This is a genomic window from Arthrobacter paludis, from assembly GCF_056782315.1.
The window spans coordinates 150,474-176,620 of record NZ_JBXAEW010000002.1 but is presented as its reverse complement, the minus strand read 5'-3'; the positions used below and the strand labels follow the sequence as shown (position 1 = coordinate 176,620).

The following is a 26,147-nucleotide window of genomic DNA, read 5'->3' as shown; positions in this document are numbered from 1 at the left end:
GACGTGCCCGGCCTAGGGCATGCCGTCGCGCAGCAGCTCCAGCGCGTGCTCCAGGTCCCGCGGGTAGGGGCTCTCGTACGCCACCCAGTCCCCGCTCACCGGGTGGGGGAAGCCCAGGCGGCGGGCGTGCAGCCACTGGCGGGTCAGCCCCAGGTCGGCCGCGAGGCGCGGGTCCGCGCCGTACGTCTGGTCGCCGGCGCACGGGTGGCGCAGGGCCGCGAAGTGGACGCGGATCTGGTGCGTCCGGCCCGTCTCCAGGTGCACCTCGACGAGGCTGGCGCGGCCGAAGGCCTCGAGGGTCTCGTAGTGGGTCACGGAGTCGCGGCCGCCCTCGAGCACGGCGAACTTCCAGTCGTGGCCCGGATGGCGCCCGATGGGCGCGTCGATGGTGCCCTCCAGCGGATCCGGCAGCCCCTGGACGACGGCGTGGTAGACCTTCTCCGGGGTGCGCTCCTTGAAGGCCCGCTTCAGGGCCGTGTACGCGCGCTCGCTGGTGGCGACCACCATCGCGCCGGACGTGCCGACGTCGAGCCGGTGCACGATGCCCTGGCGCTCGGGCGCCCCCGACGTCGAGATCCGGTACCCGGCCGCCGCGAGGGCGCCGACCACGGTGGGGCCCACCCAGCCCGGGGACGGGTGCGCGGCGACGCCGACGGGCTTGTCGACGACGACGTAGTCGGGGTCCTCGCCCAGGATGCGCAGGTCTTCCACGGGTTCGTTCCTTACCTCGAGGGGGTCGGCGGTCTCGGGCGCGTCGACGTCGACGGCGTCCCCGGGCCGGATCCGCCGGGACTTCGCGGCGGCCGCCCCGCCGACGCGCACGTGCCCCGCGGCGCACCAGGCGGCGGCCGCCGCGCGGGGAACGCCGAGGGCCGCGGCGACGAACGCGTCGAGGCGGGTCCCGGCGTCCCCCTCCGCCGCCGTCAGGCGGGTCAAGGGCGCGTCCCGTCCGCCGCCGGGCCGCCGGCGGAATCGCCGTTGGCGGAATCGCGGGCGTCGTCGCGCTCGCGCGTCCCGTCCAGGCGCAGGCCCCGGAAGATCAGGATGCAGATCACGGCCATGGAACAGACGACCAGGGAGTCGGCGACGTTGAAGATCGCGAAGTGGCGCACGGCGATGAAGTCGACGACGTGGCCCAGCCCGAAGCCCGGCTCGCGGAACAGCCGGTCGGTCAGGTTGCCCGCGGCGCCCCCGAGCAGCGCGCCCAGGGAGACCGCCCAGACGCGCGAGGCGACATTGCGCAACAGGTACGCGACGTAGAGGACCACGCCGGCCTGGATGATCGTGAAGAGCCAGGTCACGTCCGTGCCGATGGAGAAGGCGGCGCCCGGATTGAGGTGGAACTGCCAGTGCAGCAGGCCCGGGATGACCGGGACGCTGTCGCCGAGCTCCATGGTGGTCTCGACGATCCACTTCGTCAGCTGGTCCAGCCCGTAGCCGACGGCGGCGACCGCGACCGCCAGCCAGGCGAGTCGGCGCCGCGAGGCCGCGGAGGGCGCCCCGGGAGTCTGCTGCTGCATCGTGTTCCCCTTTAACGTGCCCGTCGGCGGCCGGGTGGCCCGGCCGCCGACGGCGGATGGCGGCGCCAACGCGGGCGCCGCGCGGTTAGGCGTTGCCTGCGGTCTCCGCCTCCATGGAGCCCTTCGCCTCGAGGTCGCGCAGCTGGCCCTCGATGTACGTCTTCAGGCGTGCGCGGTAGTCGCGCTCGAAGCCGCGCAGCTGGTCCACCTTGCGCTCGAGCACGGTCTTCTGCTGCTCGAGGGCGGAGAGGATCTTGCGGCTCTTCTCCTCGGCGTCGGAGACGAGGCCCTTGGCCTCGGTCTGCGCCTCGGCGATGATCTTGTCGCGCTGCTCGACGCCGGCGCCGACGTACTCGTCGTGCAGGCGCTGGGCCATGGCGAGCACGCCGGCGGCGGACTCGGCCGTGCCGGAGTGGCCCGCGCCGCCGGCGGCGGGGGCGGCAGCGGCAGGAGCAGCGGCAGCGGCGGGGGCCGCGGCGGCGGGAGCCGGGGTGGCCTCGGCGGGCTTCTCCTCGACGGCGGCCTCGGGGGCCTTGGCGTCCTGCGCCGCGTCCTTCTCGACGTCGGCCTTGGCGGTGGCGCCGCCGGTGGGAACGGCCTCGGTGGCGGGTGCGGCGGCCACGGGTGCGGGCACCGCGTCGGCCGGGTCCCCGCCCTGGAGTTCGGCCACGCGGCGGCGCAGCTCCTCGTTCTCCTGGTTGAGGCGGCGCAGTTCGACGACGATCTCGTCGAGGAAGTCGTCAACCTCGTCCTGGTCGTAGCCCTCGCGGAACTTGGTCGGCTGGAAGCGCTTGTTGACTACATCTTCTGGCGTGAGCGCCATCTGGTCACCTCGATATTGGTTCTCCCCCGTCCGCTCGCGCGGTTCGGGGCGGTGGTCCGGTCGCGGCGCCCCGCCGGAGGCGGCACGCACGTTGCGTCAAGACTATAACGTTTTGGATTCCGTGCACGAACCGCGGTCCGCGCACGGGCGGGCTAGCGTGCGATGGCCTCGACGATGATCTTCGCGATGACGACGGCGAAGTAGAGGATGAGGAACGCGACGTCGAGGCGGACGCCACCGAGGTCGACCGGCTTGACCTTGGAGCGGATCCAGCGCATGGGCGGGTCGGTGACCCGGTAGGTGGCGCTCGCGGCGATCAGCGCGAGGCCGCGCGGGCGCCAGGACCGGGCGAACATCTGCACGACGTCGAACACGATCCTGACCATCAGGAAGACCTGGATGACGGTCAGGACGATGTGGACGAGTGCCCAGAGCAATTCCACGTGGGTGGCGGCCTAGCTTTGGTTGAAGAAGGAGGTCTGGGCCTCGGAGGACTTGCGGTCCTCCCCCAGCACCTCGACGGAGGCCGGCGAGAGCAGGAAGACCTTGTTCGTGACCCGCTCGATGCTGCCGTGCAGGCCGAAGGCGAGCCCGGCGGAGAAGTCGACGAGGCGCTTGGCCTCGCCCTCGCCCATGTCCGTCACGTTCATGATGACCGGGATGCCGTCGCGGAAGCTCTCGCCGATGGTCTTGGCGTCGTTGTACGAGCGGGGGTGCACCGTGGTGATCTGCCGCAATGAAGAGTCCTCGTCCCTGGAAGAAGGCGCGCGCTTGATGGGGGTGACGGGCGCGCGGTACTCCGTCTCCGGCTCGTCCGGCACGACCGCGGGCTGCGGACGCTCCTGCTGGGCAGGCTCGGGCCGGCGCACGTCCTTGTCCGCGGCGTCCTCGGAGGTCTCGGCCTCGTAGTACTCGTCGCCGTCGGCCAGACCCAGGTAGATCATTGTCTTGCGCAGTGCGCCAGCCATGGTCTTCTCCTTCAGAGTTTCGTGCGCGGCCCGGTCCACGGGTCCGCTGGCTTCCGCCACTTCGACGCTACCGCACCGCCGGACGGGGACCGAGCACATCGGAACCGACACGCAGGTGTGTCGCGCCGGCGGCGACGGCGGCCTCGAGGTCCCCGCTCATGCCCGCGGAAACCATGGTGGCCCGGGGGTGCGCGGCCGCCGTCCGGGCGGCGACGTCCATGAGGCGGGCGAACGCGGCGGCGGGGTCCGCGCCGAGCGGGGCGACGGCCATCAGACCGGCCAGCTCCAGGCGCGACGCGCCGGCGATGGCGTCGGCGAGGGCGGGCACGTCCGCGGGGGCGGTCCCGCCGCGGCCGACCCCGGCCTCGGGCTCCGCACCGGGGTCGTCCCGCAGGTCGACCTGCACGAGGCAGCGCAGCGCGGGGCGCTCGGGGTCGCCGGCCTCGGCGCGCCGGGCGTCCTCGCGCACCATGGCCTTCTCGAGTGCCGTGGCGAGTTGCGGCCGGTCGACCGAGTGGACGTGGCTGGCGTACCGGACCACGGACTTGGCTTTGTTCGTCTGGAGCTGGCCGATGAAGTGCCACTCCAGGTCCAGCCCGGCCAGGTCGGCGGCCTTCGCGGCCGCCTCCTGGTCGCGGTTCTCGCCGACGGCGCGGACCCCGAGCCCGTGCAGCAGGGCCACGTCGGAGGCGGGGAAGAACTTCGTGACGACGATCAGCTCGGGCGCGTCGCCGCGTCCCGCGGCCGCGGTGGCGGCCTCGATGCGGGCGCGCACGGCGTCCAGCCGGACGGCGAGGTCCTCGCGCCTGCCGGTGTCCGGGGCGCTCATGCGGCGTCCCCCGTCCACGGGTGGACCACGCCCGCGAACCGGCCGGAGGCGGGGTCGCGGCGGTGCGAGTAGTAGTCCGGGTCCTCGAGGGTGCAGGCCGGGGAGGGCACGACGGCGGCGCCCCGGTCGGCGAGCAGCCGCGCGGCGGCCCCGGTGAGGTCCAGCGCGGGCGTGCCGGCGCGCGTGCGGGTCCGGATCCCCGGCACCCGCGCCTCGGCCTCCGCGGCGAGCTCCTCCGGGACCTCGTAGCACGCGCCGCAGACGGCCGGACCGATCCAGGCGCGCACGTCCGTTCCGCCGGCGGCCTCGAGCCGGTCCAGCGTCGCCCCGAGGATCCCGTCCAGGAGCCCTCGCCGGCCGGCGTGGGCCACGGCCGTGGCGGTGCCGCGGGGTGTCCGCGCGGCCAGCACCACGGGCACGCAGTCGGCGACCATCACGGCGAGGGCCTCGCGGCCATCGGGGCTCACCAGGGCGTCGGCGGTCGGGGCGCCGCCGTCGTCCTCCCCGCCCACCGTGTGGACGGTGGCCGAATGGACCTGGTCCATGAACCTGAGCCCACCGGCCGGGACGCCGAGCCGCGCCTCGAGCGCCTCCCGCCGCCGGGCCACGGCGGCGGGGTCGTCGCCGACGTGCAGCGCGAGGTTCCCCTCGGCCACGCCGGTGAAGGCCACCCGCACGCCGAGCCCGGCCGCGTCGTGGGTCAACACCGCCGCGGACCTACTTCAGGAAGTCCGGGACGTCCAGGTCGTCGTGGCTTCCGCCGCCGCCGCCGAGGTCGTCGTGCTCGACCACGGCGGGCAGCTCCTCGAACCCGTCCTGGCGGCGGGGCTGGCCGGCCTCCGGCGCGGACTGCGCCGAGGCGGACGCCTGCGGGGCCTGCTGCGAGGGCTTGAGCGGCATGGTGCCCGGGACGGACGCCGCCGGGACCGTGCCCGGCACGGACGCCGGGACGGTGCCCGGCACGGCGGCCGGGGCGGGGGCGGCCTGCGGGCGGGACTGCTGGCCGCCGGCGGGCGCGGAGGTGACGTCGACCTGGTCGAAGCCGGCCGCGATCACGGTCACGCGGGCCTCGTCGCCCAGCGCGTCGTCGATCACGGCGCCGAAGATGATGTTGGCCTCCGGGTGGGCGACCTCCTGGACCAGGCGCGCGGCCTCGTTGATCTCGAACAGCCCCAGGTCCGAGCCGCCCTGGATGGAGAGCAGCACGCCGTGGGCGCCGTCGATGGAGGCCTCCAGCAGCGGGGACGCGATCGCCAGCTCGGCGGCCTTGACGGCGCGGTCCTCGCCGCGGGCCGATCCGATGCCCATGAGCGCCGAGCCGGCGCCCTGCATCACGGACTTCACGTCGGCGAAGTCGAGGTTGATCAGGCCTGGCGTGGTGATCAGGTCGGTGATGCCCTGGACGCCGGACAGCAGCACCTGGTCGGCGGAACGGAACGCGTCGAGCACGGAGACGTTGCGGTCGCTGATGGACAGCAGCCGGTCGTTCGGGATGACGATCAGCGTGTCGACCTCGTCGCGCAGCGAGTCGATGCCGGACTCGGCGGAGTTGGCGCGGCGCCGGCCCTCGAACGTGAACGGGCGCGTGACGACGCCGATGGTCAGGGCCCCCAGCGAGCGGGCGATGCGGGCGACGACGGGCGCGCCGCCGGTGCCGGTGCCGCCTCCTTCGCCGGCGGTCACGAAGACCATGTCGGCCCCGCGCAGGACCTCCTCGATCTCCTCGGCGTGGTCCTCGGCGGCCTGGCGGCCGACCTCGGGGTTCGCGCCGGCGCCGAGGCCGCGGGTCAGCTCGCGGCCCACATCGAGCTTGACGTCCGCGTCGCTCATGAGCAGCGCCTGGGCGTCGGTGTTGATCGCGATGAATTCCACGCCGCGGAGTCCGACCTCGATCATCCGGTTGACGGCGTTGACGCCACCGCCGCCGATGCCGACGACCTTGATGACGGCCAGGTAGTTCTGTGGTGCTGCCACGCTGTGTCCCTTGTTCGATGTGCTGCTGGGTCTGGAAGGCTTCAACCGACTAACCTTAACCTTCAGCTTGAGGGTTAGTGTTATGTCAAGTAACTGCCACTGGTGATGACGCTATTGGGTGCCGTGGACCCATGCAACGACCGGTGCCGCGTGTCGCCGCATTGCGTCGGGCGCTCACCGCGTGACGGGCTGGTCGGGGCTCGTCACGTCGATGGTCTTCGGTGCCGGCTGGCCCTCGGGCGGCTTGACCCCGAGCAGGGCCTCGAGCACGGCCGCCTTGTCCGCGCTGCGCTCCGCGTTGCCCCACAGCACGCTGCGCCCGTCCGTCAGCTTCAGCTCGACGGAGTCCACGGTCTTCGCCCCGGCGCTCTCCAGCCGGGACAGGACGCTCTGCGGCAGGCTGTCCAGCACGGCCGTGACGGTGGCCAGGACGTCCTGCCCTCCCCCGAGGGCCGCGGCGTCGACCAGTGGCAGCTTGGCGTCGCCGCGCTTCTTGAGGGTGGACAGCCGGCGGCCCTCGCCGTCGATGAGCGCGAACGTCCCGCCGCGCTTCAGGACCGCGACCGGGTTGCGCTCGGTGATGCGCACGTGCAGGGTCGAGGGGGTCTCCGCCTGGACGACGACGGCCTCGATGGCCGGCTGGTCCGCCAGCAGCCGCTCGACCCGGGCCGGGCCGACCTGCGGCAGCGGCACCCCGAGCAGCGGGCGCAGGGACCTGGTGATCTCGGCGGTCGGGGCCAGCCGGTTGCCGTCCACGGCGATGGTCTTGATGGCGAGCAGCGGCGAGTACAGCAGCACGCAGACCAGGACGACGATCGCGGCCAGGACGCCCCCGGCCCACCACAGGACGCGGCGGCGCGTGCGCCGCGCGGGCGCCTCCGGCAGCTCGACGACGTTGTGGCGCGGCTCCGTCTGGGTCACGCGCGCTCCCCCAGGGCGGCCACGATGTCCCCGCCCAGGGCCGTGACGTCTCCGGCGCCGATGGTCATGACGATGTCTCCCGCGGTCGCCGCGGCGGCCAGGGCGGCCGGCGCCGTGGCGGCCTCGGCGGGACCGCCGGCGGTGTTCAGCGCGTCAGTGATCAGCCGGCTCGACACGCCGGGGATCGGTTCCTCGCGGGCCGGGTAGACGTCCAGGACGAGCGCCGTGTCCGCCAGCGAGAGCGCGTCGGCGAAGGCGCGGTGGAAGTCCCGGGTGCGGGAGAACAGGTGCGGCTGGAACAGGACGTGGACGCGCCCGTCCCCGGCGACGCCGCGCGCGGCCCGCAGGGCGGCCAGCACCTCGGTCGGGTGGTGCGCGTAGTCGTCGTACACGCGCACGCCGGCGGCCTCGCCGCGGTACTCGAAGCGGCGCGCCGCCCCCGTGAAGGAGGCCAGGCCGGCGGCGGCGTCCCCGGGGGCGAGCCCGCAGTCCAGGCCGACGCCGAACGCGGCGGCCGCATTGAGCAGGTTGTGGCGCCCGGGCACGGCGAGCTCCAGCCGGACGGACTCGCCGCTCCCCCACTCCAGGGTGCAGGCCGCGCCGCGGGCCGTCTCGGTCGCGTCCGTCAGGCGCCGGTCGGCGCCCTCGGAGAACCCGTAGGTCTGCACCCGCAGGCCGGGCCGCTCGGTGCGCAGGCGCGCGGCCAGGGCGGCGGCCCCGGGGTCGTCGGCGCAGGCCACGAGCAGCCCGTCGGCGGGCAGGTGCGCGGCGAAGCGGCGGAACGCGTCGTGGACGGCCTCGGCCGTCCCATAGTGGTCCAGGTGGTCGGCCTCGACGTTCGTGACGATCGCGGCATGCGGGCGGTAGTTGAGGAACGACGCGTCGGACTCGTCCGCCTCGGCCACGAACACGCGCCCGGAGCCCAGTTCCGCGTTGGTGCCCAACTGCGGGATGGTGGCCCCGACGGCGAACGACGGCGAGGCCCCGGCGTGGCGGAGCATCACGGCGGCCAGCGACGTCGTCGTCGTCTTGCCGTGCGTGCCCGCGACGGCGATCGCGTGGTGGCCCTCCATGGCGGCGGCGAGGGCCTCGGACCGGTGCAGGATCCGCAGCCCGCGCCGGACGGCCTCGTCGTACTCGGGGTTGCCGGGCCGGATGACGGAGGAGACGACGACGGTGTCCGCGTCGGTCAGGTTCGCGGCGTCGTAGCCGACGGCGGTGCGCGCGCCGAGCGCGGCGAGCTCGCGCAGGACGGGCAGGTCCTTGGCGTCGGTGCCGGAGACGGCCAGCCCGTGGGCCAGCAGGAGGCGGGCGACGCCGGAGACGCCGACCCCGCCGATGCCCAGCAGGTGGACGCGGCCGAGGCTGCTCAGGGAGGGGATCTGGTGCATGGTCCTAGCTTCCCACGCCCTCGTGCCCCGCCGCGGACAGGATCATCCGCGCCATGGTGCCCGCCGCGTCCGGGTGGCCCAGCCGCGCGGCGGCCTCCGACATCCGGGCGAGCTTCGGGGCGTTGCGCAGCAGCGGCAGGACGTGACCGGCGAACCAGACGGGCGTGAAGTCGGCGTTGTCCACGAGCACCGCTCCCCCGGCCCGGGCCAGCGGCTGGGCGTTCCGGCGCTGCTCGCCGTTGCCGACGGGCAGCGGCACGAGGATGGAGGGCAGCCCCACGGCCGCGAGTTCGCAGACCGTGCCGGCCCCGGAGCGGGCCACGATGAGGTCCGCCGCGGCGTACGCGCGCTCCATCCCGTCGACGTACTCGACCTGCCGGTAGCCCGGGGCCTCGAGCGGGACGCCGGAGGCGTCGAGGACGGCCTTGCCCCGGCCGGTGACGTGCAGGACCTGGACGCCGCCGTCGCGCGCGAGCTCCGGCACGCACGCCGCGACCGTGTCGTTGATGGACGCCGCCCCGGAGGAGCCCCCGGTGACGACCAGCGTGGGCAGGTCGGGGTCGAGGCCGAACCCGGCACGCGCGCCGGCCCGCGCCGCGGCGCGGTCCAGGGTCTCGATGCCGCGGCGCATCGGCAGGCCCACGACCTCGGCCCGGGGCAGCCCGGTGCCCTCGAAGACGGTGGCGACGCGCGCGGCGAACCGCGCGCCCACCTTGTTGGCCAGCCCCGCGCGCGCGTTGGCCTCGTGGACGACGACGGGGATGCGCCGGCGGCGGGCGGCCAGGTAGACGGGGGTGCAGACGTAGCCGCCGACCCCCACGACGGCGTCGGCGCCGGCCTCGTCGAGGATCCGGCCGGCTTCGCCGATGGCGCGCGCGAAGCGGCCCGGCAGGCGCAGGAGGTCCGCGTTCGGGCGCCGCGGCATGGGCACCCGGCCGATCGTGCGCAGCGGGAGCCCGGCCTCGGGGACCAGCCGGGTCTCCAGGCCGGTCTCGGTGCCGACGGCGGTGAGCCGGACGCCGGGGACCCGGCGGGCGAGCTCGTCCGCCATGGCCAACAGCGGGGCAACGTGGCCGGTGGTGCCTCCGCCGGCGAGCACGATCGAGGGGCCTGGGGTCATCGGGTTTCCTTCTACGCGGAGGGCGCGGCCGCGCCCTGGTCGGGGACGTTTTCCTGGCGGGCGAACCCCAGCACGACTCCGACCGCCATGAGCGTGAAGGTCAGGGCGGAGCCGCCATAGGAGATGAACGGGAGCGGGACGCCGACGACGGGCAGCAGTCCGGTCACCATGCCCATGTTGATGAAGGCCTGGCCCACCACCCAGGCCATGATGCCGCCGGTGGCGATGCGGACGAAGCGGTCGTCGTGGCGGGCGGCGACCCGGTACATCGCGACGGCGAGCAGGGCGAACAGCGCGACGACCACGGTGGTGCCGAGGAGCCCGAGCTCCTCGCCGATGATGGCGAAGATGAAGTCGTTCTCCGCCTCGGGGATGTAGTTCCATTTCTGGCGGGACTGGCCCAGGCCGACGCCCCACCAGCCGCCCGAGGCGAGCGCGTACAGGCCCTGGGTGGACTGGTAGCAGGCCCCGGGCTCGGTCTCGCAGTTCAGGCGCAGCCACGCGCTGATGCGGGTCATGCGGTTTCCGGAGATCGCGATCATGGCGACCGCGCCGATGGCGGCGGCGCCCGCGGCGACGGCGAAGAGGCGGGTCCGGGCACCGGCGAGGAAGAGCGCGGTGACCAGGATCATGCCGAGGATGATCGCCGTCCCGAGGTCGCGGCCGGCCATGACCGCGCCGAGGACGAGGAAGCCGAGCGGGAACAGCACGGGCACGATGACGTGGGAGGTGCGGTTCATCAGGTGCGCCTTGGTCGCGAGCACGTGCCCGGCCCAGACGGCGAGGGCCAGCTTGGCCGCCTCGGACGGCTGGGCGGTGAAGCCGCCCACGCCGATCCAGTTGCGGTTGCCGTAGACCTCGATGCCCAGGGGCGTGAAGACGAGTGCCAGCAGCACGACGGCGAGCACGTAGCCCGTCCAGGCCAGGCGCCGCAGCCGCCGCACCGGCATCCGGGCCATCGCGAGCATGAGCGCGAATCCGGCCAGCGCCCAGACGCCCTGCTTGGCGAACAGCTCGTAGCCCGAGGTCTCCTTGGAAATGGCCTCCACGGCCGAGGAGGACAGGACCATGAGCAGGCCGATGAGCGTCAGCGCGACGGACGAGCCCAGGATCATGTAGTAGGACGTCGTCCCGCGGCCCCCGCCCTCGACGAGCGCCCAGAGCCTGGACAGGCCGCGTGGCCGGCCCCCGGCCGCCGCGGTGCCACCGCGGGGGGATCGTGTGGGGGCTGCCACGGCGCCTCCTAGGTCTGCTGGCCTGCGTTCGGGTCGGTGGTGGTCTCGGCGGCGGGGTCCTGGCCCATCCGGCGGGCGACCGCCGCGATGAAGGCGTTGCCGCGGTCGGCGTAGGAGTCGAACTGGTCCATCGAGGCGGCGGCCGGTGCCATGAGGACGGTGTCCCCCGCCCGGGCCACGTCCCCGGCCGCGGCGACGGCCCCCTCCATGACGGCCGGGCCCCTTGCGGCGCCCGCTGCGTCTCCAGTGTCCCGCACCCCCGGTTCGATCACCGGCACGTCGGGCGCGTGTCGCCGCATTGCCTCGCGCAGCCCGCTGCTGTCCGTGCCGATGAGCACCACGGCGCGCAGCCGGTGCGCGTGCGCGGCGACGAGCTCCCCGTAGTCGACGCCCTTGGACAGGCCCCCGGCGATCCACACGACCGAGGAGAACGCGGCCAGGGACGCGTCGGCCGCGTGCGGGTTGGTGGCCTTGGAGTCGTTGATCCACAGCACGTCGTCGCGGCGGGCCACGGCCTGGATGCGGTGGCCGCCGGGCTCGTAGTCGGCCAGGCCCTGCCGCACGGCGGCCGGCTCGACCCCGTAGGCCCGCACGAGCGCGGCGGCCGCCAGGGCGTTGGCCACAGTGTGGCGCGCCGGGACCTCCGCGACGTCGGCGACGGCGGCGAGCTCGGCGGCCGAGGTGGCCCGCTCCGCGATGTAGGCCCGGTCCACGAGCAGCCCCTCGACGACGCCGAGCATGCTGCGCGCCGGGACGTTCGTGGTGAACCCGATGGCCCGGCAGCCCTCCACGACGTCGGCCTCCTCGACCATGCGCTCGGTTTCGCGCTGGTCCGCGTTGTACACGGCGGCCACGCGCGTGCGCTCGTAGATGCGCGCCTTCGCGGCGTAGTACTCGGCGAGCGAACCGTGCCAGTCGACGTGGTCCTCCGCGACGTTGAGGACGACGGACGCCAGCGGGGAGACCGTGTGGGTGTAGTGGAGTTGGAAGCTGGAGAGCTCGACGGCGATGGCGTCGTAGCCCTGCGGGTCGCGGACGGCGTCCAGGATCGGGGTCCCGACGTTCCCGGCGGCGATGGCGCGCAGCCCGGCCGCGCGGAGCATGGACTCGGCCATGCCCACGGTGGTCGTCTTGCCGTTGGTCCCGGTGATGCACAGCCATTCGGCGGTCTTGCGCCCGGCCCGCTCGCGCACCCGCCAGGCGAGTTCGACGTCGCCCCAGACGGGCACGCCGCGCGCGGCGGCCTCCGCGAGCAGGGGCTGCCGGGGGCTCCAGCCCGGCGAGGCGACGACGAGCTGCGGGGCGGACCCGTCGACGTCGGGCAGCGCGTCGGCGGCCCCGTCGCCGAGCAGCACGTCGGCGACGCCGACGATGCGCAGCGTGTCCGCGCGCTGGCGGTTCTCCTCGGTGTCGCGGCCGTCCACGAGCACCACGCGGGCGCCGAGCTCGGCGAGCGTGTCGGCGGCGGAGAAGCCGGACAGGCCCAGCCCGGCGACGACGACGCGCAGCCCGGCCCAGTCGGCGTCCCAGCTGGTCAGTTCGTCCAGGGGCGCACTCACAGGCCGACCACCCATTCGGCGTAGAAGATGCCCAGCGCGGCGGCCACGCAGAGTCCGGCGATGATCCAGAACCGCACGACGACCGTCACCTCGTCCCAGCCCTTGAGTTCGAAGTGGTGCTGGAGGGGCGCCATGAGGAACACGCGCTTGCCGCCGGAGAGCTTGAAGAACCCGACCTGGATGATCACGGACAGCGAGATCAGCACGAACAGGCCGGCCAGCACGACGAGCAGCAGCTCGGTGCGGGAGAGGATCGCGAACCCGGCGATCGCGCCGCCGATCGCGAGCGAGCCGGTGTCGCCCATGAAGATCCGGGCCGGGGACGTGTTCCACCACAGGAACCCGACGAGGGCGCCGGAGAGGATCGCGCCCAGCAGCGCCAGGTCCATGGGGTCGCGCACCGTGTAGCAGACCGTGCCGATGGACCGGGCGGAGCCGCAGGCCTGGTTGTACTGCCAGATGCCCATGATCGTGTACGCGCCGGAGACCATGATCGCGGCGCCGGAGGCCAGCCCGTCGAGGCCGTCGGTGAGGTTCACGCCGTTCGTCGTGGCGGTGACGATCAGGTTGGACCAGAGGACGAACAGCAGCGCCCCGACGATGGGGCCGGCGAACGCGAGGTCGAGGGCGGTGTCGCGGATGAACGAGATGCTGGTGGAGGCGGGCGTCAGGCCCCGCGCGTTGGGGAACTGCAGGGCCAGCACGGCGAAGGAGATGCCGACGGCGGCCTGCAGCACGATCTTCTGCCAGGCCCGCAGGCCGAGGCTGCGCTGCTTGGAGATCTTGATGAAGTCGTCGAGGAACCCGACCAGTCCCATGCCCGCCATGAGGAACAGCAGGATCAGCCCGCTGGCCGTGGGGCCGGCGGCGCGGTCGGAGAGCAGCCCGACGATCCCGTGGGTGGCGAAGTACGCGACGATCACCGCGAGCACGATCATGGTGCCGCCCATGGTGGGCGTGCCGCGCTTGGTGTGGTGCGTCGTGGGGCCGTCGTCGCGGACGAACTGGCCGTAGCTGCGTGCGCGCAGCAGCCGGATGAACGCGGGCGTGCCGGCGAGCGTGATGACGAGCGCCATGCCGGCGCCCAGGATCAGGGCGATCACTGCGCGGTCTCCTCTCCCGCGGCCGCACGGGCGATCCGGTCCCCCAGGTGCCGCAGCCCGGCCCCGTTGGAGGACTTGAACAGGACGATGTCCCCGGGGCGCAGTCCGGCGGCCAGCAGGCGCTCGGCCTCCTCGGGGGTCTCGGCGTACGCGGCCTCCTCGCCCCAGCTGCCCTCGAGCACTGCGGCGTTGTAGGCCGGCTTGGCCCCGGGGCCGACGACGAGCAGCTTCTTGATGTTCATCCGGACGGCCAGGCGCCCGAGCGTGTCGTGCTCCTCGAGCGAGTCGTCGCCGAGCTCGAGCATCTCCCCGAGCACGGCCCACGTCCGGCGGGCGGTCCCGTCCGGTCCGGGCAGCCCGAGCTCGGCGAGGGTGCGCAGCGCCGCCCGCATGGACTCGGGGTTGGCGTTGTAGGCGTCGTTGATGACGCTGACCCCGTCGGGGCGTTCGGTGCGCTCCATGCGCCAGCGGCTGGCCGGGCCCTGGCCGGTGAGCGTGGCCGCGATGGCCGCCGGCTCCAGGCCCAGCGCGTAGGCGGCCGCCGCGGCGGCGAGGATGTTGGCCGCGTGGTGGCGCCCGATGAGGCCGCTGCGGACCTCGTGCCGGGAGCCGTCGGGGAAGCGGAGCACCAGGTGCGGGTGGCCGGCGGCGTCCGTCTCGAGCCCCTCGGCGGCGACGGCGGGGCCGCCGCCGGTACCGAACCCGAGCACGGTCGCGTCCGTGCGCCCGGCCATCGCGGCGACGCGCGGGTCGTCGAGGTTCAGGACCGCGGTCCCGCTCGCGGGCAGGGCCTCGACGAGTTCGCCCTTGGCGCGGGCGATGTTCTCCACGCCGCCGAACTCGCCGGCGTGGGCGCTGCCGACACAGAGAACGACGCCGACCTCGGGCTCCACCATGCGGGCCAGGTAGTCGATGTGGCCGATCCCCGTGGCCCCCATCTCGACGACGAGGAACCGGGTGGACGCGTCCGCCCGGAACACGGTCAGCGGGACGCCGACCTCGCCGTTGTACGAGCCCACGGGCGCGATCGTGGGCCCCGCGGTGGCGAGGACCGCGGCGAGCAGGTCCTTGGTCGTGGTCTTGCCGGCGGAACCGGTGATGCCGACGACGCGCAGCCCCCCGGCCCGCAGCGTCCGCACCACGTGCGCCGCCAGCCGGCCCATGGCCTCGACGGCGTCGTCGACGATGACCGCGGGGTGCGTCGCGCCGGAGGCGTCGGTCGTCTCGCGCTCGGCCAGCGCGAGGACGGCGCCCGCGCCCAGCGCGTCGCCGATGTGGAGGTGCCCGTCGGTCTTCTCGCCGGGTTTGGCGACAAAGAGCCACCCCGGGCCGGCCTCCCGGGAGTCGGTGGCGACGCCGGCGATGCGGGCCCCGGGATCCGCTGTCGCGGTGGGCCGGCCGCCCGTGATGGCTGCGATGTCGGCTGTGCTCAGTTCAATCATGGCTTGATGGACTCTACTCCGTGTCCGGCGCCCGCGAGGGCGCGGGCGAGCTCCACGCGGTCGTCGAGGGCGTGGTCGACCCCGGCGATCTCCTGGACGGTTTCGTGGCCCCGGCCGGCGACGAGGATGGTGTCCTCGGGCCCGGCCATTCCGGCGGCCAGGGCGATGGCGGCGGCCCGCGGGGCCGACTCCAGCGCGTCGGTGGCGCGGGCGCCGGCGGCGATGGCGGCGCGGGCGCCGGCCAGGACCGAGGCCCGGATTCCCGCCGGTTCCTCCCCGTGCGGATCGTCGTCGGTGACGATGACCACGTCGGCGTGTCGGGCGGCGACCTCCCCCATGACCGGTCGCTTGGTCGCGTCCCGGTCCCCCGTGGCGCCGAAGACGACGATCGTGCGGCCGGCCGCGGTGGCCGGGGCGACGGCGTCGAGCGCCAGCGCGAGCGCGTCCGGGTTGTGGGCGAAGTCGACGACGGCGGCCGGCCGCGTGGAGACGACCTGCATGCGGCCGGGGACGGACACGGTGAGGGCGTCCGCGTCCAGCGCACGCTGCAGGGCGTCGGCGGGCACGCCCGAGGCGCGGACCATGACGGTCGCCAGGGCGGCGTTGGCGACGTTGAAGAGGCCCGGCAGGCCGATGCGCGCACGCAGCCGCTCCCCGCCGGGGCCGGCGAGCGTGAACCGGTGGCCCAGGCCCTCGGGGGCGAGGTCCTCGACGCGCCAGTCCGCGTCGGGTCCGGGCTCCGCCGTCGTCCGCAGCGTCCACGTCGGCACGCCGGACTCGGCGGCGAGCCGCCGCCCCCACTCGTCGTCGGCGATCGCGACGCCGCGGGCGGCGCGGCCGGCCGCGAAGAGCCGCGCCTTCGTCGCGAAGTACTCCTCCATCGTCCCGTGGAGGTCCAGGTGGTCCTGGGTGAGGTTGGTGAAGCCGACGGTCCCGAAGCGGAGGCCGCCGATGCGCCGGTAGTCGATGGAGTGGGACGAGACCTCCATGGCTGCCGCGCCGATGCCGGCGTCGCGCATGCGCGCGAGCAGCCCGTGCAGCTGGGGCGCCTCGGGGGTCGTCAGCACGCTCGGCACCGGGACGTCCCCGGCCGCGATCTCGATCGTTCCGATCAGGCCGCTGGTGCGCCCGAGCGCGGACAGCAGCGAGCGGACCAGGTACGTCGTCGTCGTCTTGCCGTTGGTCCCGGTCACGCCGAACAGCTCGGGGATCCGCCGGTCCGTGCCGTAGACGGCCGCGGCGAGGGGCCCGACGGCGGCGCGCACGTCGGGCACGAGCAGCACGGGCAGGCCGGTGGCCCGGCAGCGCGCCGCGCCGGAGTCGTCGCTGAGCAGCGCGGCGGCGCCGTCGGCCGCGGCCCGGGCGGCGAAGTCGGCGCCGTGGCTGCGCGCGCCGGGCACGGCGGCGTACAGGTCCCCGGGCAGGACGCTCCGGGAGTCCATGGCCACGCCGCCGACGGCCGCGGCCGGATCGCCCTCGAGCCGGGCACCGGGCCCGGCGGCGTCGACCAGGGCGCCGAGGGGCGCCCCGGGCACGGAGGGGGGACGGAAGCCGCGCTCGAGGTCGCGGGGCGAGGGCTTGCTCACCACGCGTACTTCTGCTTCTCGCCGACGAAGACCTTGTACGGGTTCGGCTCGGTGCTGGAGGGCGGGACGTTGTACGTGTTCAGGGTCTGGCTCATGATCCGCTTGAAGGTGTCGAGGACGCTCCAGCTTTTCCAGTTGCCCTGGGGGCGGTGCATGGTCACGACGACGAGGTACTGGGGGTCCTCGATCGGGGCCATGCCGGCGAAGGAGCTGGTGTACCCATCGTATCCGCCGTTGGGCCCCGCGGCCTGTCCGGTGCCGGTCTTGCCGCCTACGCGGTAGCTCTCCAGCGCGGCCCCCTGGCCCGTGCCGTCGGTGACGACGGTCTCCATCATGCGCCGCATCTGCTCGGAGGTCTCGCGGGAGACGACGCGCTTCGGCTCGGGCGTCGCGACCGGGCGCTCGGTCCCGTCGGCGTCGACGAAGGCCTCGATGAGGGTCGGCTCCACCTGGAGGCCGCGGTTGCCGATCCCCTGGAAGACCTTGGCCGTGTGCAGCGCGGTCTGCGTGTAGCCCTGGCCGAACATCGTGGTGAACTGCTGGCGCCGGTCCCAGGCCTCCGGATCGGCGAGGATGCCCTGGTTCAGCGGCAGGCCGATGTCGATGGGCTGGCCGATGCCGAACTTCTCCAGCCAGGAGTGGCGGGTCCCGTTGTCCATGCGGTCGCCGATCATGACCGTGCCCGTGTTGTAGGAGCGCGCGAAGATGCCGGCCGCGGTCATCGGGTACGTCCCGTGGTCGAGGGAGTCGTTGATGACCTCGTTCTGGACCTCGTAGAAGTGCGGGACCTTGAACTTCTCGGTCGGCTCGACGACGCCCTCCTCCAGGGCCGCGGCGAAGGTGGCGAGCTTGCCGGTCGAACCCGGCTCGAACGCCTGCGTCACGGTCGTGGAGGTGCGGAACTCCGCGGGCGTCTCGCCCGGCTGGTTGGGGTCGACGCTCGTGGAGTCGGCCAGCGCGCGGATCTTGCCGGTCTTCATCTCGATGACGACGGCGTTGACCCACTGCGCGTTGAACTGCTCCTGCTTGGCCCTGACCGCCTCCTGGGCGGCCCACTGGATGTCGCTGTTGATGGTCAGCCGGATGCTTCGTCCGTCGACGGCCTCCTGCTCCTGCATGGTGGCCATCGGGATGCGCACGCCGTCGGCGCCGACCTCGTACGTCTTCTTCCCGGGCGTGCCGCGCAGCTTGTCCTCGTGCGCCAGCTCGAGGCCCTCCGCACCGGTCTCGAGCCCCGACGTGGCGAGGTTCTCGGCGCTGAGGAAGCCGAGCACGGGCCCGGCGACGGGGCCCAGCGGGTAGCTGCGCTCCATCTTCTGCTCGCTGGCCAGCCACGGGATGCCGATCCTGTCGGCCTCCTTTTTCACCTCGGGCGTCACGCCGGAGGCGATCACGGAGTAGCCCTTCTTGTCTGCACCGGGCTTCCCCAGGACCGCGTCGCGGACCTCGGCCTCGTCCTGTCCGAGCACGCCCGCGAGCTGCTTGACCGCCTGGTCGATGCGGACGGTCTCCCGATCCCCGCCGGGCGTGCGCCGCTTGAACTCGTCCTTGACGAGTTTCTGGTTGATGACCAGGTCGAACCGCTCGACGGTCGTCGCCAGGGTCCGGCCCTCGGAGTCGACGATGTCGCCGCGGGTGGGCAGGACGGTCTGGACCCGGATGCGGTTGTCGACCGCCTCCTGGGCGACCGCCTCGGGGTCGAGGCCCTGGACGTAGAAGAGCCGCCCCCCGAGGACCAGCAGCAGCGCCAGGAGCATGACGAGCCCCGCGCGGAGTCGCCGGGGCGGCTCCGCGCCTCCGCGCGCCGCCGCCGACTGCGTGCTGTTCCTCGCCATGCGTCCTGTCCTTGCCTCGCGGTCTCGGTGGTGGGCGGTGGACGGCGCCGGCCGTCCGGTCTACTCGCCGGCCGCCCGCTGTTCGGGCGCCGGGATCGTCCCGCCGTTCAGCTCCGACTCCTGGAAGTCGGGCCGCCCGGCAGCCGCGCCGCCGGCGTTGGAGGCCTGGCCCCCGCCGGCGGCCGGTTCGCCCGCCGGCTGCCCGGCCTCCGCCGCGCGCTGCTGGCCGGCCCCGGAGGCGGTGGCCTGCCGCCGGTCGGCCTCGGGCGCCTCCGCCTTCTGCTCGGCCGCGGCCGGCTTCGCCGCCGGCGCCTCGGGCTGTGCGACGAGGGCGCTGGGGGCGTCCTCGCTGGTCGCCGCCCCGGCGGTTCCCGAAACCTTGCCGGTGTCGAGGTCGATCGAGGCCACGGAGCCCGGGACGACCATGCCCAATTCTGCCGCCTCGGAGGCCAGGATCTGTGGAGCCTCGAGATATTGGGCGCGCTGTGTCAGCGCCTCGTTCTCCTGGGCGAGGGCCGTTTCCTGCTGGCGCAGCTGCACGAGTTCGTACTGGCCGGTGGAGACCTGGATGTTCAGGACCAGGACCGTGGCCAGGGCGGCGAGCAGGGCGGAGAAGCAGAAGACGGCGAACGGGACGCGGGGCCGGCGTGCACCCGCCGGGACGACCGCGAGCGGGGTGCGCCGCCGCGGCTCGGCCTCGGGCCGGGGGGTCGGGGCCGGGGCGAGGACGCGGGCGTTCGCCCCGTCGACTGCGGCCGCCGCGCGGGGCACGCGGGGTCGCGCGGGCCTGCTGCTGCTCATGCTCGGCTCCTTTCGAGAGTGCGTTCGACCGCCCGCAGTTTCGCGGACGCAGCCCTGGGGTTCTCCGCGCATTCCGCCTCGGTGGGCTTCTCCGTGCCCTTGACCAGGGTGCGGAAGCGCGCCTTGTGCTCCTCGAGTTCGACCGGGAACCCGGGGGGCGCGGAGGACCGCGACGCCGCGGCGAAGTGCCGCTTGACGATCTTGTCCTCCAGGGAGTGGTAGCTCATGGCGACGACGCGGCCGCCGACGACGACGGAGTCCATCGCGGCCGGCACGGCGCGGTCCAGGACGTCCAGCTCGCCGTTGACCTCGATACGCAGGGCCTGGAACGTCCGTTTGGCCGGGTGGCCTCCCGTCCGCGCGGCGGCGGCCGGCACGACGGAGCGGATGGCCTCGACCAGCTCGCCCGTGGTGCGCAGCGGCGCCGCGGTGCGGGCGGCGACGATCGCGGAGGCGATGCGCCCGGCGAACTTCTCCTCGCCGTACGCGCGGATGATGCGCACGAGCTCGGCCTCGGGGTAGCCGTTGACGACGTCGGCCGCCGTGGGACCGGCGGAGGTGTCCATGCGCATATCGAGCGGGGCGTCGTAGGAGTAGGCGAAGCCGCGTCCGGCCTCGTCGAGCTGGAGGGAGGAGACCCCCAGGTCGAAGAGCACCGCATCGGCCCCGGACAGACCGAGATCGTCGACAGCGTCGGCGATCTCGTCGTAGGTGGCGTGGACCAGGTCGATGCGGTCGGCGTATGGTTTCAGCCGCTGGCCGGCCAGCTCGAGCGCCTGCTGGTCGCGGTCGAGGCCGACGAGGTGGACCTCGGGGAACTCGCGCAGCACCGCCTCGGAGTGCCCGCCCATGCCGAGCGTGCAGTCGACAACGACGGCCCGTCCGCGCTCGGCGATCCCTGCCTGGATCGCCGGTCGCATGAGCCCGACGCAACGTTCGAGCAGCACGGGGACGTGCCGCTCCCAGGGGTTGCGCGGTGTGTCCGGGTGGCCCATCGCCGCTCCCCTTTCAGCGTGTCACAGCTTGCGTCCGTTGCGTGGGTTGGGGCCAGCTCCCCCTCCGCTCCGGCACCCCTCCGCCTGGCCCCGGGGAAGGTGGGCCAGGAGGGTCGTGCCGGGCGGCTGGAGAGCTCGCCCAAACCCTGCGGCTTCCGCCGCTAGAAGAGACCCGGCAGGATCTCCTCGTCGGTTTCGGAGAAGGCGGTTTCCTTCTCCTCCAGGTACGCGTTCCAGGCCCCGGTGTCCCAGATTTCCGCCCGCGTTCCCGCGCCGATGACGGTGACCTCCCGGTCCAGTCCGGCGTACGTCCGCAGCGGGGACGGGATGGTGACCCGCCCCTGCTTGTCGGGCACCTCGTCGGAGGCCCCCGAGAGGAACACGCGGATGTAGTCCCGCGCCTGCCGGGAGGACAACGGGGCCTCGCGCAACTGCTCGTGGACCCGTTCGAACTCCCGCTGGCTGAAGACGTAGACGCACCGCTCCTGGCCCCGCGTCAGCACCAGCCCGTTCGCCAGTTCTTCGCGGAATTTGGCCGGGAGGATCAACCGCCCCTTCTCATCGAGACGCGGTGTGTATGTTCCCAGGAACATGCGCACCGCCTTCTCGGTTCGGAGGAGCCGCCCTCACCCCTTCGCCTCCACTGCCCTCTGCTGTCCCCCACTTTACTCCACTTCCCCCCACTGTCAACGCGAAACACCCTCCTGCGCGTCGGCTTCGGGCGCGAAAAACCGCGCCACGTCGGGCGTGTGGCGCGGTGGGGGGAAGTGGAGGGCCGGAGGGGCGCCGGGGTGGCTCGGTGGGGCCTTAAACGACGAAAGGACCCGCCTGGAGGGCGGATCCTGTCCCGTGGGGGGCGTCGCGGGGCTCCGGTGGGGGAAAGTGGGGGCCCGGTCGCGCCCCTCCCCGCGGCCCCGGCTACTGCTCGTCGCGGCGGCGCTGGTCCCACTTCGATTCGAGGTCGGCCATGAAGGAGCCCTTCTTGCGCTCCCCGCCCCGGCCTCCGCGGCCCAGGCGGCCGAGGCCGACCTTGGAGACGGCGATGTAGACGCCGGCGCACATCAGGGCGAAGCCGAGGACTCCGACCACGGTCAGCTGGCTGGAGATCCCGAGCAGGAGCACCACGATGCCGACGACGCCGGCCAGCACGCCAATGGCGATGTTGCGCGTGGACCAACCGCCCGGCGAGGTGCTGGACTTCATCGACGACGCGAAACGGTGGTCCTCGTGCAGCTGCTTCTCCAGCTGCTCGAGCAGTCGCTGTTCGTGTTCGGAAAGCGGCATGTCCCTTCCCCCGTTCCCTCGATCCGGGGCCTGTGCCGGTCCGCACGCCCCACTACCAGTTCACAACGTCCGGACCGCCGCGCTTGTTCCGGCGGCCGGGCGCCGTCGCTGTCCCTCAAGGATAGTCCTGCCGGCGGGCCGGTTGGTAGTCGAGCCGTCATCCGCCGTCGGCGTCGTCTCCCCCGCGCTCCATGAGCGTCGCAGGGCGCACGGCCGCGCCCGGGAAACGGGTGCGGACGCGGTCCATGGCCTCCTCGGCTCCGCGCCAGTTCGCGTCGCTGCGCTCGATGCTCAGCTGCAGGCCCCCGGCGGCTGCGGACAGCTGTTCGCCGCGCACGCCCACCAGGCGCACCGGCTGGCGGAGCGGTCCGAGCCCGCGCAGGAGACCGACGGCGGCCGCGGCGACGGCGGCGCCCGAATCGGTCGGCTGGGGCAGGCGCCGGCTGCGGGAGAGCGTCGTGAAGTCCGCGTAGCGCAGCTTGAGCGCGACGGTGCCGGCCGACCGCCCGGCCGACCGCAGCCGCTCGGCGACGCGGTGCGCCAGGCGCAGCAGCTCCCGCTCGAGCAGGGCAGCGTCCGAGGTGTCCCGGGCGAACGTCTCCTCGGCGCCGATGCTCTTCTCCTCCCGCACGGGCTCCACCGGCCGCTCGTCCCGGCCCCACGACAGGGCATGCAGGTGCAGGCCGTGGGCCCCCAGGAGCCGCTCCAGCGTCGCCGGCGGCGTGTGGGCCAGCTCGGCGACCTGGGAGATCCCGGCCCGGGCCAGCACGGCCGCCGTCTTGGCCCCCACGCCCCAGAGGGCGGTGACCGGCAGCGAATGGAGGAACGCCTCGGTGTCGCCGGGGGCGATGAGCAGGAGGCCGTCGGGCTTGGCGTGGGTCGAGGCCAGCTTCGCGACGAACTTGTTCCGGGCGATCCCCACGCTGGCGGGGAGGCCCAGCTCGTCGCGGACCCGGCGGCGGAGCATCGTGCCGATGGCCAGGGGCTCGCCGAGCCGCCGCAGGCTCCCCGTGACGTCGAGGAAGGCCTCGTCGACGCTGACCTGCTCGACCAGGGGTGTCGTGTCGCGGAAGATGTCCATCACGAGTCCCGAGTAGCGCCGGTAGTCCGCCTGGGTCGGCTCGAGGACGGTGGCGCGCGGGGCCAGGCGCATCGCCTGGGACATGGGCATGGCCGAGCGCACTCCGAGCGACCGGCACTCGTAGGAGGCGGAGAGGACCACGGACCGCTCCCCCGGGTGCCCGACGATGACCTGGCGCCCGGCCAGGTCGGGCCGGCGGAGCAGCTCGACGGAGACGAAGAAGGCGTCCATGTCGACATGGAGCACCGTCCGGGGAGCGCCCGCCACACTCATGGCTCCATCCTAAGGGCGGCGAGCCCGTGGACCGCGCGGCTAGAGTGGAAGCCCGGACCGCATCCCCCGACCCAAGGACGGCCATGTCGCCCCACCCCGCCCCGGTGTCCCCGCCGGACTTCGTCGACCGCGTCAACGAGCGCCTTGCGGCGTTCCTGGACGGGCAGGCCGGGGAGGTGCGCGGGATCTCGCCGCACGCCGTCGAGCTCGTGGCGAGCCTGCGGGACCTGACCCGCGGCGGCAAGCGCATGCGCGCGCTGTTCGCCCACTGGGGGTTCCGGGGCGCCGGCGGCTCCGCGGACGACGACGCCGCCGTCGTCGCCGGGGTCGCCCTGGAGCTGTTCCAGGCGGCCGCGCTGGTCCACGACGACGTCATCGACCGCTCGGCCACGCGCCGGGGAATGCCGGCCGTCCACCGCCGCTTCGCGGCCCTGCACGCCGAGCGGGGCTGGCGGCGCGACGGGGACCGCTTCGGCGAGGCGGCCGCCATCCTGGCCGGCGACCTGGCCCTCTCCTACAGCGAGCGGGTCTTCGCGTCGATCCGCCCGGAGCGGCCCCGGGCCCGCGCCGTGTTCGACCGCATGCGCACGGAGGTGATGGCGGGCCAGTACCTGGACGTGTTGGAGGAGTCCGCCGGCTTCGACCATGGCGACGAGGGCGCGGTGGAACGGGCCCGGACCGTGTTGCGGTTCAAGTCGGCCAAGTACTCGGTCGAGAACCCGCTGCTGCTCGGGGGCGCGCTGGCCGGCGCCGGGGAGGAGCTGCTGGCCGGCTACTCTGCGTTCGCGCTTCCGCTGGGCGAGGCGTTCCAGCTCCGCGACGACGTCCTCGGCGTGTTCGGAGACCCCGAGACCACGGGCAAGCCGGCCGGCGACGACCTGCGCGAGGGCAAGCGCACCGAGCTCATCGCCCACGCCCTGCGCCTGTCCGGGCCTGGCGACCGGGACTTCATCGCGGAGCGCCTCGGGGCCGACGACCTCGCGGACGCGGAGGTCGCGCGAATGCGCGACGTGATCCGGGAGGCGGGTGCGCTGGAGGCCACGGAGAGGGCCATCGCGGAGCTGTCCGCGCGGGGGTTCGCCGCGCTGGAGGCCCTGCCGATCGCCGCCGACGTCCGGTCCGCACTCCACGGCCTGGGGACGGCGGCGATCTCGCGCTCCTCCTAGCCCGACAACCGGCGGGCTACCAGGCCAGGGACTGCGCCCGCCGGCGGACTTCCGTCTTCCGGCCTCCGCGCAGGGCCTCCATCGGCGTTCCGGGAAGGGACTCGTCGGCCGTGAAGAGCCAGGCCACGAGCTCCTCGTCCCCGAAGCCGGCGTCGCGCAGGACGCTGATGGTCCCCTTGAGGCTGTCGATGACGGCGCCGTCCCGCACGAACGCGGCCGGGACGGCCCTGACGTTCCGCTCGCCGATGCGCACGGCCACCAGCGAACCCTCGTCCACGAGGGCGTGGGCACGCCGCAGCGGGATGTCCAGCGCTTCGGCCAGGTCGGGAAGGGTCAGCCACTCGCCCACGAGCTCTTCAAGTGTGTTCACGGGAACCAGACTGCCACACGCGCGACGGGGAACCCGAGGAAAACACGAGGCCAACACCGTGCCGCCCCGGTCGCAGGGGTTTTTGTGTCACGGAGGCATGGTGTAGATTCACTCGAGTCACACTTGCAACACAAGTCACAGGGGGAACAGCGGACCCTGCCTGGTCCGGCCGCCGGTGGCTTGCGGTTGCCGCCAACGCCGCGCACCGTGTACCCGGAGGCGCGGGCCGGGGGTGGCTGCCGGCTAACGATTGAGGATCCCACCATGACCCAGCATCGCCCAGACCGCGTGCGTTCGTTCGGTTCGGCACCCTCCGCCGCCCGCCCCCGCATCGCGGGCGCCGTCGCCGCAGCCGCCATTCCAGCCATCGCCCTCACCGGCCTCGGAACGGCGGCCCCCGCCGCCGCCGCGCCGGCCGCCGCGCCCGCCAGCGGGCTCGCGCCCAAGCTCGCCACCCAGGCCAACGTCGCCGCGGCCCAGCAGCGGATCGCCGCCCACCTCGTGGCCTCGGCGATCCCCTCCCACGTGACCGTCGCCGCCGCTCCCCGCACCGTGACCGTCCGCGCCGGCGACACCGTCTCCCACATCGCGGCCCGCCACGGCCTCTCCGTCGGCCAGGTCCTGCGCGCCAACGGCCTCTCCGCAAGCTCCACCATCCGCCCCGGCCAGAAGCTCAAGCTCTCCGGCTCCAGCGCCGCCCGCTCCGCCGGGAACGCGCGAGCCACCTCCGCCTCGGCCAAGACCGTGACCGTCCGCGCCGGCGACACCGTCTCCGCCATCGCGGCCCGCCACGGCGTCGGACTCAGCACCGTCCTCAAGGCCAACGGCCTCTCCGCAAGCTCCACGATCCACCCCGGCCAGAAGCTCAAGCTCTCCGGCTCCAGCGCCGCACGCTCCGCCGGCACGGCCCGCTCCGCCGGGACCGCGCGGGCCACCTCCGCCTCGGCCAAGACCGTGACCGTCCGCGCCGGCGACACCGTCTCCCACATCGCGGCCCGCCACGGCCTCTCCGTCGGCCAGGTCCTGCGCGCCAACGGCCTCTCCTCCAGCGACACCATCCGCCCCGGCCAGAAGCTCAAGCTCTCCGGCTCCAGCGCCGCACGCTCCGCCGGGACCGCGCGGGCCACCTCCGCCTCGGCCAAGACCGTGACCGTCCGCGCCGGCGACACCGTCTCCGCCATCGCGGCCCGCCACGGCGTCGGACTCAGCACCGTCCTCAAGGCCAACGGCCTCTCCGCAAGCTCCACCATCCACCCCGGCCAGAAGCTCAAGCTCTCCGGCGGCGCGTCGGTCTCCGCAACGTCCTCGTCGCGCCCCCAGCTGGTGCCGAACTCGTTCCTGCACTACCGGTACCCGGACGACACCGTCCGCTCGGCCAACGACAACAAGTACGAGCTGCTCTCGCGGAACCTCCCGGGCCGCTCTGAAATGCAGTCGATCATCGCGTCCACGGCCCGCGCCATGGGCGTCGACCCGGCGCTGGCCCTGGCCCACGCGTACCAGGAGTCGGGGTTCAACCAGGCCGCCGTGTCCCCGGCCAACGCGATCGGCGCCATGCAGGTCATCCCGTCCTCGGGCGAATGGGCCTCGCAGCTGGTCGGGCGCGAACTGAACCTGCTGGACCCGTACGACAACGCCACGGCCGGCGTCGCGATCATCCGCGCGCTGCGCAGCAGCAGCCACACCGTCGACGGGGCCATCGCCTCCTACTACCAGGGCCAGGGTTCGGTCCGGAGGAACGGCATGTACCCGGACACGCGCCGCTACGTCGCCTCCGTCAAGGCGCACATGGCGCGCTTCGCCTAGACCCCGAGACCGCCACGGGGCCGGGTCCGCAGTGCGGACCCGGCCCCGTCGTCGTTCCGGGCCCC

The 26,147-nt window shown here is 73.9% G+C and carries 25 protein-coding genes; 2 read left to right on the top strand and 23 right to left on the bottom strand.

The features are described 5' to 3' along the window. Nucleotides 1-12: 12 nt before the first annotated feature. From AC1Q5D_RS02310 to dinB, 22 genes are all read right to left on the bottom strand, one after another. Nucleotides 13-936: an RluA family pseudouridine synthase gene (locus AC1Q5D_RS02310; RefSeq protein WP_481736944.1), complete on the bottom strand. Its 924-nt coding sequence runs from the start codon at nucleotides 934-936 to the stop codon at nucleotides 13-15. Next, nucleotides 933-1,520, bottom strand: coding sequence for a signal peptidase II (lspA, locus tag AC1Q5D_RS02305; protein ID WP_481736943.1), 588 nt, complete (start codon nucleotides 1,518-1,520; stop codon nucleotides 933-935). Before lspA ends, AC1Q5D_RS02310 begins: the two co-directional genes overlap by 4 nt. A gap of 85 nt (nucleotides 1,521-1,605) precedes the next feature. Then, the gene (locus tag AC1Q5D_RS02300; RefSeq protein ID WP_481736942.1) at nucleotides 1,606-2,343 is read right to left on the bottom strand and encodes a DivIVA domain-containing protein; all 738 of its coding nucleotides are present in this window, start codon (nucleotides 2,341-2,343) and stop codon (nucleotides 1,606-1,608) included. Nucleotides 2,344-2,495: 152 nt separating this feature from the next. Then, nucleotides 2,496-2,786, bottom strand: a complete 291-nt coding sequence (locus tag AC1Q5D_RS02295; protein WP_481736941.1) for a YggT family protein — start codon at nucleotides 2,784-2,786, stop codon at nucleotides 2,496-2,498. A gap of 12 nt (nucleotides 2,787-2,798) precedes the next feature. Continuing rightward, on the bottom strand, nucleotides 2,799-3,311 hold the full coding sequence (locus AC1Q5D_RS02290; RefSeq protein ID WP_481736940.1) for a cell division protein SepF: 513 nt from the start codon (nucleotides 3,309-3,311) through the stop codon (nucleotides 2,799-2,801). Between the two features lie 67 nt (nucleotides 3,312-3,378). Continuing rightward, nucleotides 3,379-4,140 (bottom strand): YggS family pyridoxal phosphate-dependent enzyme, encoded by a 762-nt coding sequence (locus AC1Q5D_RS02285; protein ID WP_481736939.1) that lies wholly within the window; start codon nucleotides 4,138-4,140, stop codon nucleotides 3,379-3,381. Beyond that, the gene (locus AC1Q5D_RS02280; protein ID WP_481736938.1) at nucleotides 4,137-4,847 is read right to left on the bottom strand and encodes a purine nucleoside phosphorylase YfiH/LACC1 family protein; all 711 of its coding nucleotides are present in this window, start codon (nucleotides 4,845-4,847) and stop codon (nucleotides 4,137-4,139) included. The genes AC1Q5D_RS02285 and AC1Q5D_RS02280 overlap by 4 nt, the downstream gene beginning before the upstream one ends. Before the next feature lie 10 nt (nucleotides 4,848-4,857). Beyond that, entirely contained in the window at nucleotides 4,858-6,114 is a 1,257-nt protein-coding gene (gene ftsZ / locus AC1Q5D_RS02275) for a cell division protein FtsZ (RefSeq protein ID WP_481736937.1), read from the bottom strand. Between the two features lie 174 nt (nucleotides 6,115-6,288). After that, nucleotides 6,289-7,035, bottom strand: a complete 747-nt coding sequence (locus tag AC1Q5D_RS02270; protein ID WP_481736936.1) for a cell division protein FtsQ/DivIB — start codon at nucleotides 7,033-7,035, stop codon at nucleotides 6,289-6,291. Then, the gene (gene murC, locus AC1Q5D_RS02265; protein WP_481736935.1) at nucleotides 7,032-8,426 is read right to left on the bottom strand and encodes a UDP-N-acetylmuramate--L-alanine ligase; all 1,395 of its coding nucleotides are present in this window, start codon (nucleotides 8,424-8,426) and stop codon (nucleotides 7,032-7,034) included. Before murC ends, AC1Q5D_RS02270 begins: the two co-directional genes overlap by 4 nt. A 4-nt stretch (nucleotides 8,427-8,430) precedes the next feature. After that, nucleotides 8,431-9,546 (bottom strand): undecaprenyldiphospho-muramoylpentapeptide beta-N-acetylglucosaminyltransferase, encoded by a 1,116-nt coding sequence (gene murG, locus AC1Q5D_RS02260; RefSeq protein ID WP_481736934.1) that lies wholly within the window; start codon nucleotides 9,544-9,546, stop codon nucleotides 8,431-8,433. Nucleotides 9,547-9,557: 11 nt separating this feature from the next. Beyond that, a complete protein-coding gene (gene ftsW / locus AC1Q5D_RS02255; RefSeq protein ID WP_481736933.1) occupies nucleotides 9,558-10,781 on the bottom strand; it encodes a putative lipid II flippase FtsW in 1,224 nt (407 codons plus the stop codon). A gap of 8 nt (nucleotides 10,782-10,789) precedes the next feature. Then, entirely contained in the window at nucleotides 10,790-12,355 is a 1,566-nt protein-coding gene (gene murD, locus AC1Q5D_RS02250) for a UDP-N-acetylmuramoyl-L-alanine--D-glutamate ligase (protein ID WP_481736932.1), read from the bottom strand. After that, complete coding sequence (gene mraY / locus AC1Q5D_RS02245) at nucleotides 12,337-13,443, bottom strand: phospho-N-acetylmuramoyl-pentapeptide-transferase (protein WP_481736931.1); 1,107 nt, start codon at nucleotides 13,441-13,443, stop codon at nucleotides 12,337-12,339. The genes murD and mraY overlap by 19 nt, the downstream gene beginning before the upstream one ends. Beyond that, a complete protein-coding gene (locus tag AC1Q5D_RS02240; protein WP_481736930.1) occupies nucleotides 13,440-14,885 on the bottom strand; it encodes a UDP-N-acetylmuramoyl-tripeptide--D-alanyl-D-alanine ligase in 1,446 nt (481 codons plus the stop codon). The genes mraY and AC1Q5D_RS02240 overlap by 4 nt, the downstream gene beginning before the upstream one ends. Then, the gene (locus AC1Q5D_RS02235; protein ID WP_481736929.1) at nucleotides 14,882-16,471 is read right to left on the bottom strand and encodes a UDP-N-acetylmuramoyl-L-alanyl-D-glutamate--2,6-diaminopimelate ligase; all 1,590 of its coding nucleotides are present in this window, start codon (nucleotides 16,469-16,471) and stop codon (nucleotides 14,882-14,884) included. The genes AC1Q5D_RS02240 and AC1Q5D_RS02235 overlap by 4 nt, the downstream gene beginning before the upstream one ends. Continuing rightward, a complete protein-coding gene (locus AC1Q5D_RS02230) occupies nucleotides 16,468-18,306 on the bottom strand; it encodes a peptidoglycan D,D-transpeptidase FtsI family protein (protein WP_481736928.1) in 1,839 nt (612 codons plus the stop codon). The genes AC1Q5D_RS02235 and AC1Q5D_RS02230 overlap by 4 nt, the downstream gene beginning before the upstream one ends. 60 nt (nucleotides 18,307-18,366) lie before the next feature. Then, nucleotides 18,367-19,107 (bottom strand): cell division protein FtsL, encoded by a 741-nt coding sequence (ftsL, locus tag AC1Q5D_RS02225; protein ID WP_481736927.1) that lies wholly within the window; start codon nucleotides 19,105-19,107, stop codon nucleotides 18,367-18,369. Continuing rightward, nucleotides 19,104-20,102, bottom strand: coding sequence for a 16S rRNA (cytosine(1402)-N(4))-methyltransferase RsmH (gene rsmH, locus AC1Q5D_RS02220; protein ID WP_481736926.1), 999 nt, complete (start codon nucleotides 20,100-20,102; stop codon nucleotides 19,104-19,106). Before rsmH ends, ftsL begins: the two co-directional genes overlap by 4 nt. A 161-nt stretch (nucleotides 20,103-20,263) precedes the next feature. After that, nucleotides 20,264-20,695 (bottom strand): division/cell wall cluster transcriptional repressor MraZ, encoded by a 432-nt coding sequence (mraZ, locus tag AC1Q5D_RS02215; protein WP_481736925.1) that lies wholly within the window; start codon nucleotides 20,693-20,695, stop codon nucleotides 20,264-20,266. 325 nt (nucleotides 20,696-21,020) lie between these two features. Beyond that, nucleotides 21,021-21,386 (bottom strand): DUF3040 domain-containing protein, encoded by a 366-nt coding sequence (locus AC1Q5D_RS02210; RefSeq protein WP_481736924.1) that lies wholly within the window; start codon nucleotides 21,384-21,386, stop codon nucleotides 21,021-21,023. A 157-nt stretch (nucleotides 21,387-21,543) separates the two neighbouring features. Then, nucleotides 21,544-22,740, bottom strand: coding sequence for a DNA polymerase IV (gene dinB / locus AC1Q5D_RS02205; protein WP_481736923.1), 1,197 nt, complete (start codon nucleotides 22,738-22,740; stop codon nucleotides 21,544-21,546). 83 nt (nucleotides 22,741-22,823) lie between these two features. Between dinB and AC1Q5D_RS02200 the strand changes: the two genes are divergently transcribed. Further along, nucleotides 22,824-23,906, top strand: coding sequence for a polyprenyl synthetase family protein (locus AC1Q5D_RS02200; RefSeq protein WP_481736922.1), 1,083 nt, complete (start codon nucleotides 22,824-22,826; stop codon nucleotides 23,904-23,906). A 16-nt stretch (nucleotides 23,907-23,922) separates the two neighbouring features. Here the strand turns inward: AC1Q5D_RS02200 and AC1Q5D_RS02195 are convergent, their stop codons facing one another. Further along, entirely contained in the window at nucleotides 23,923-24,276 is a 354-nt protein-coding gene (locus AC1Q5D_RS02195; protein ID WP_481736921.1) for an Rv2175c family DNA-binding protein, read from the bottom strand. 264 nt (nucleotides 24,277-24,540) lie between these two features. On the opposite strand from AC1Q5D_RS02195, the gene AC1Q5D_RS02190 reads away from it, so the two are divergent. Then, complete coding sequence (locus AC1Q5D_RS02190) at nucleotides 24,541-26,082, top strand: LysM peptidoglycan-binding domain-containing protein (protein ID WP_481736920.1); 1,542 nt, start codon at nucleotides 24,541-24,543, stop codon at nucleotides 26,080-26,082. The last annotated feature ends 65 nt before the right edge of the window (nucleotides 26,083-26,147 follow it).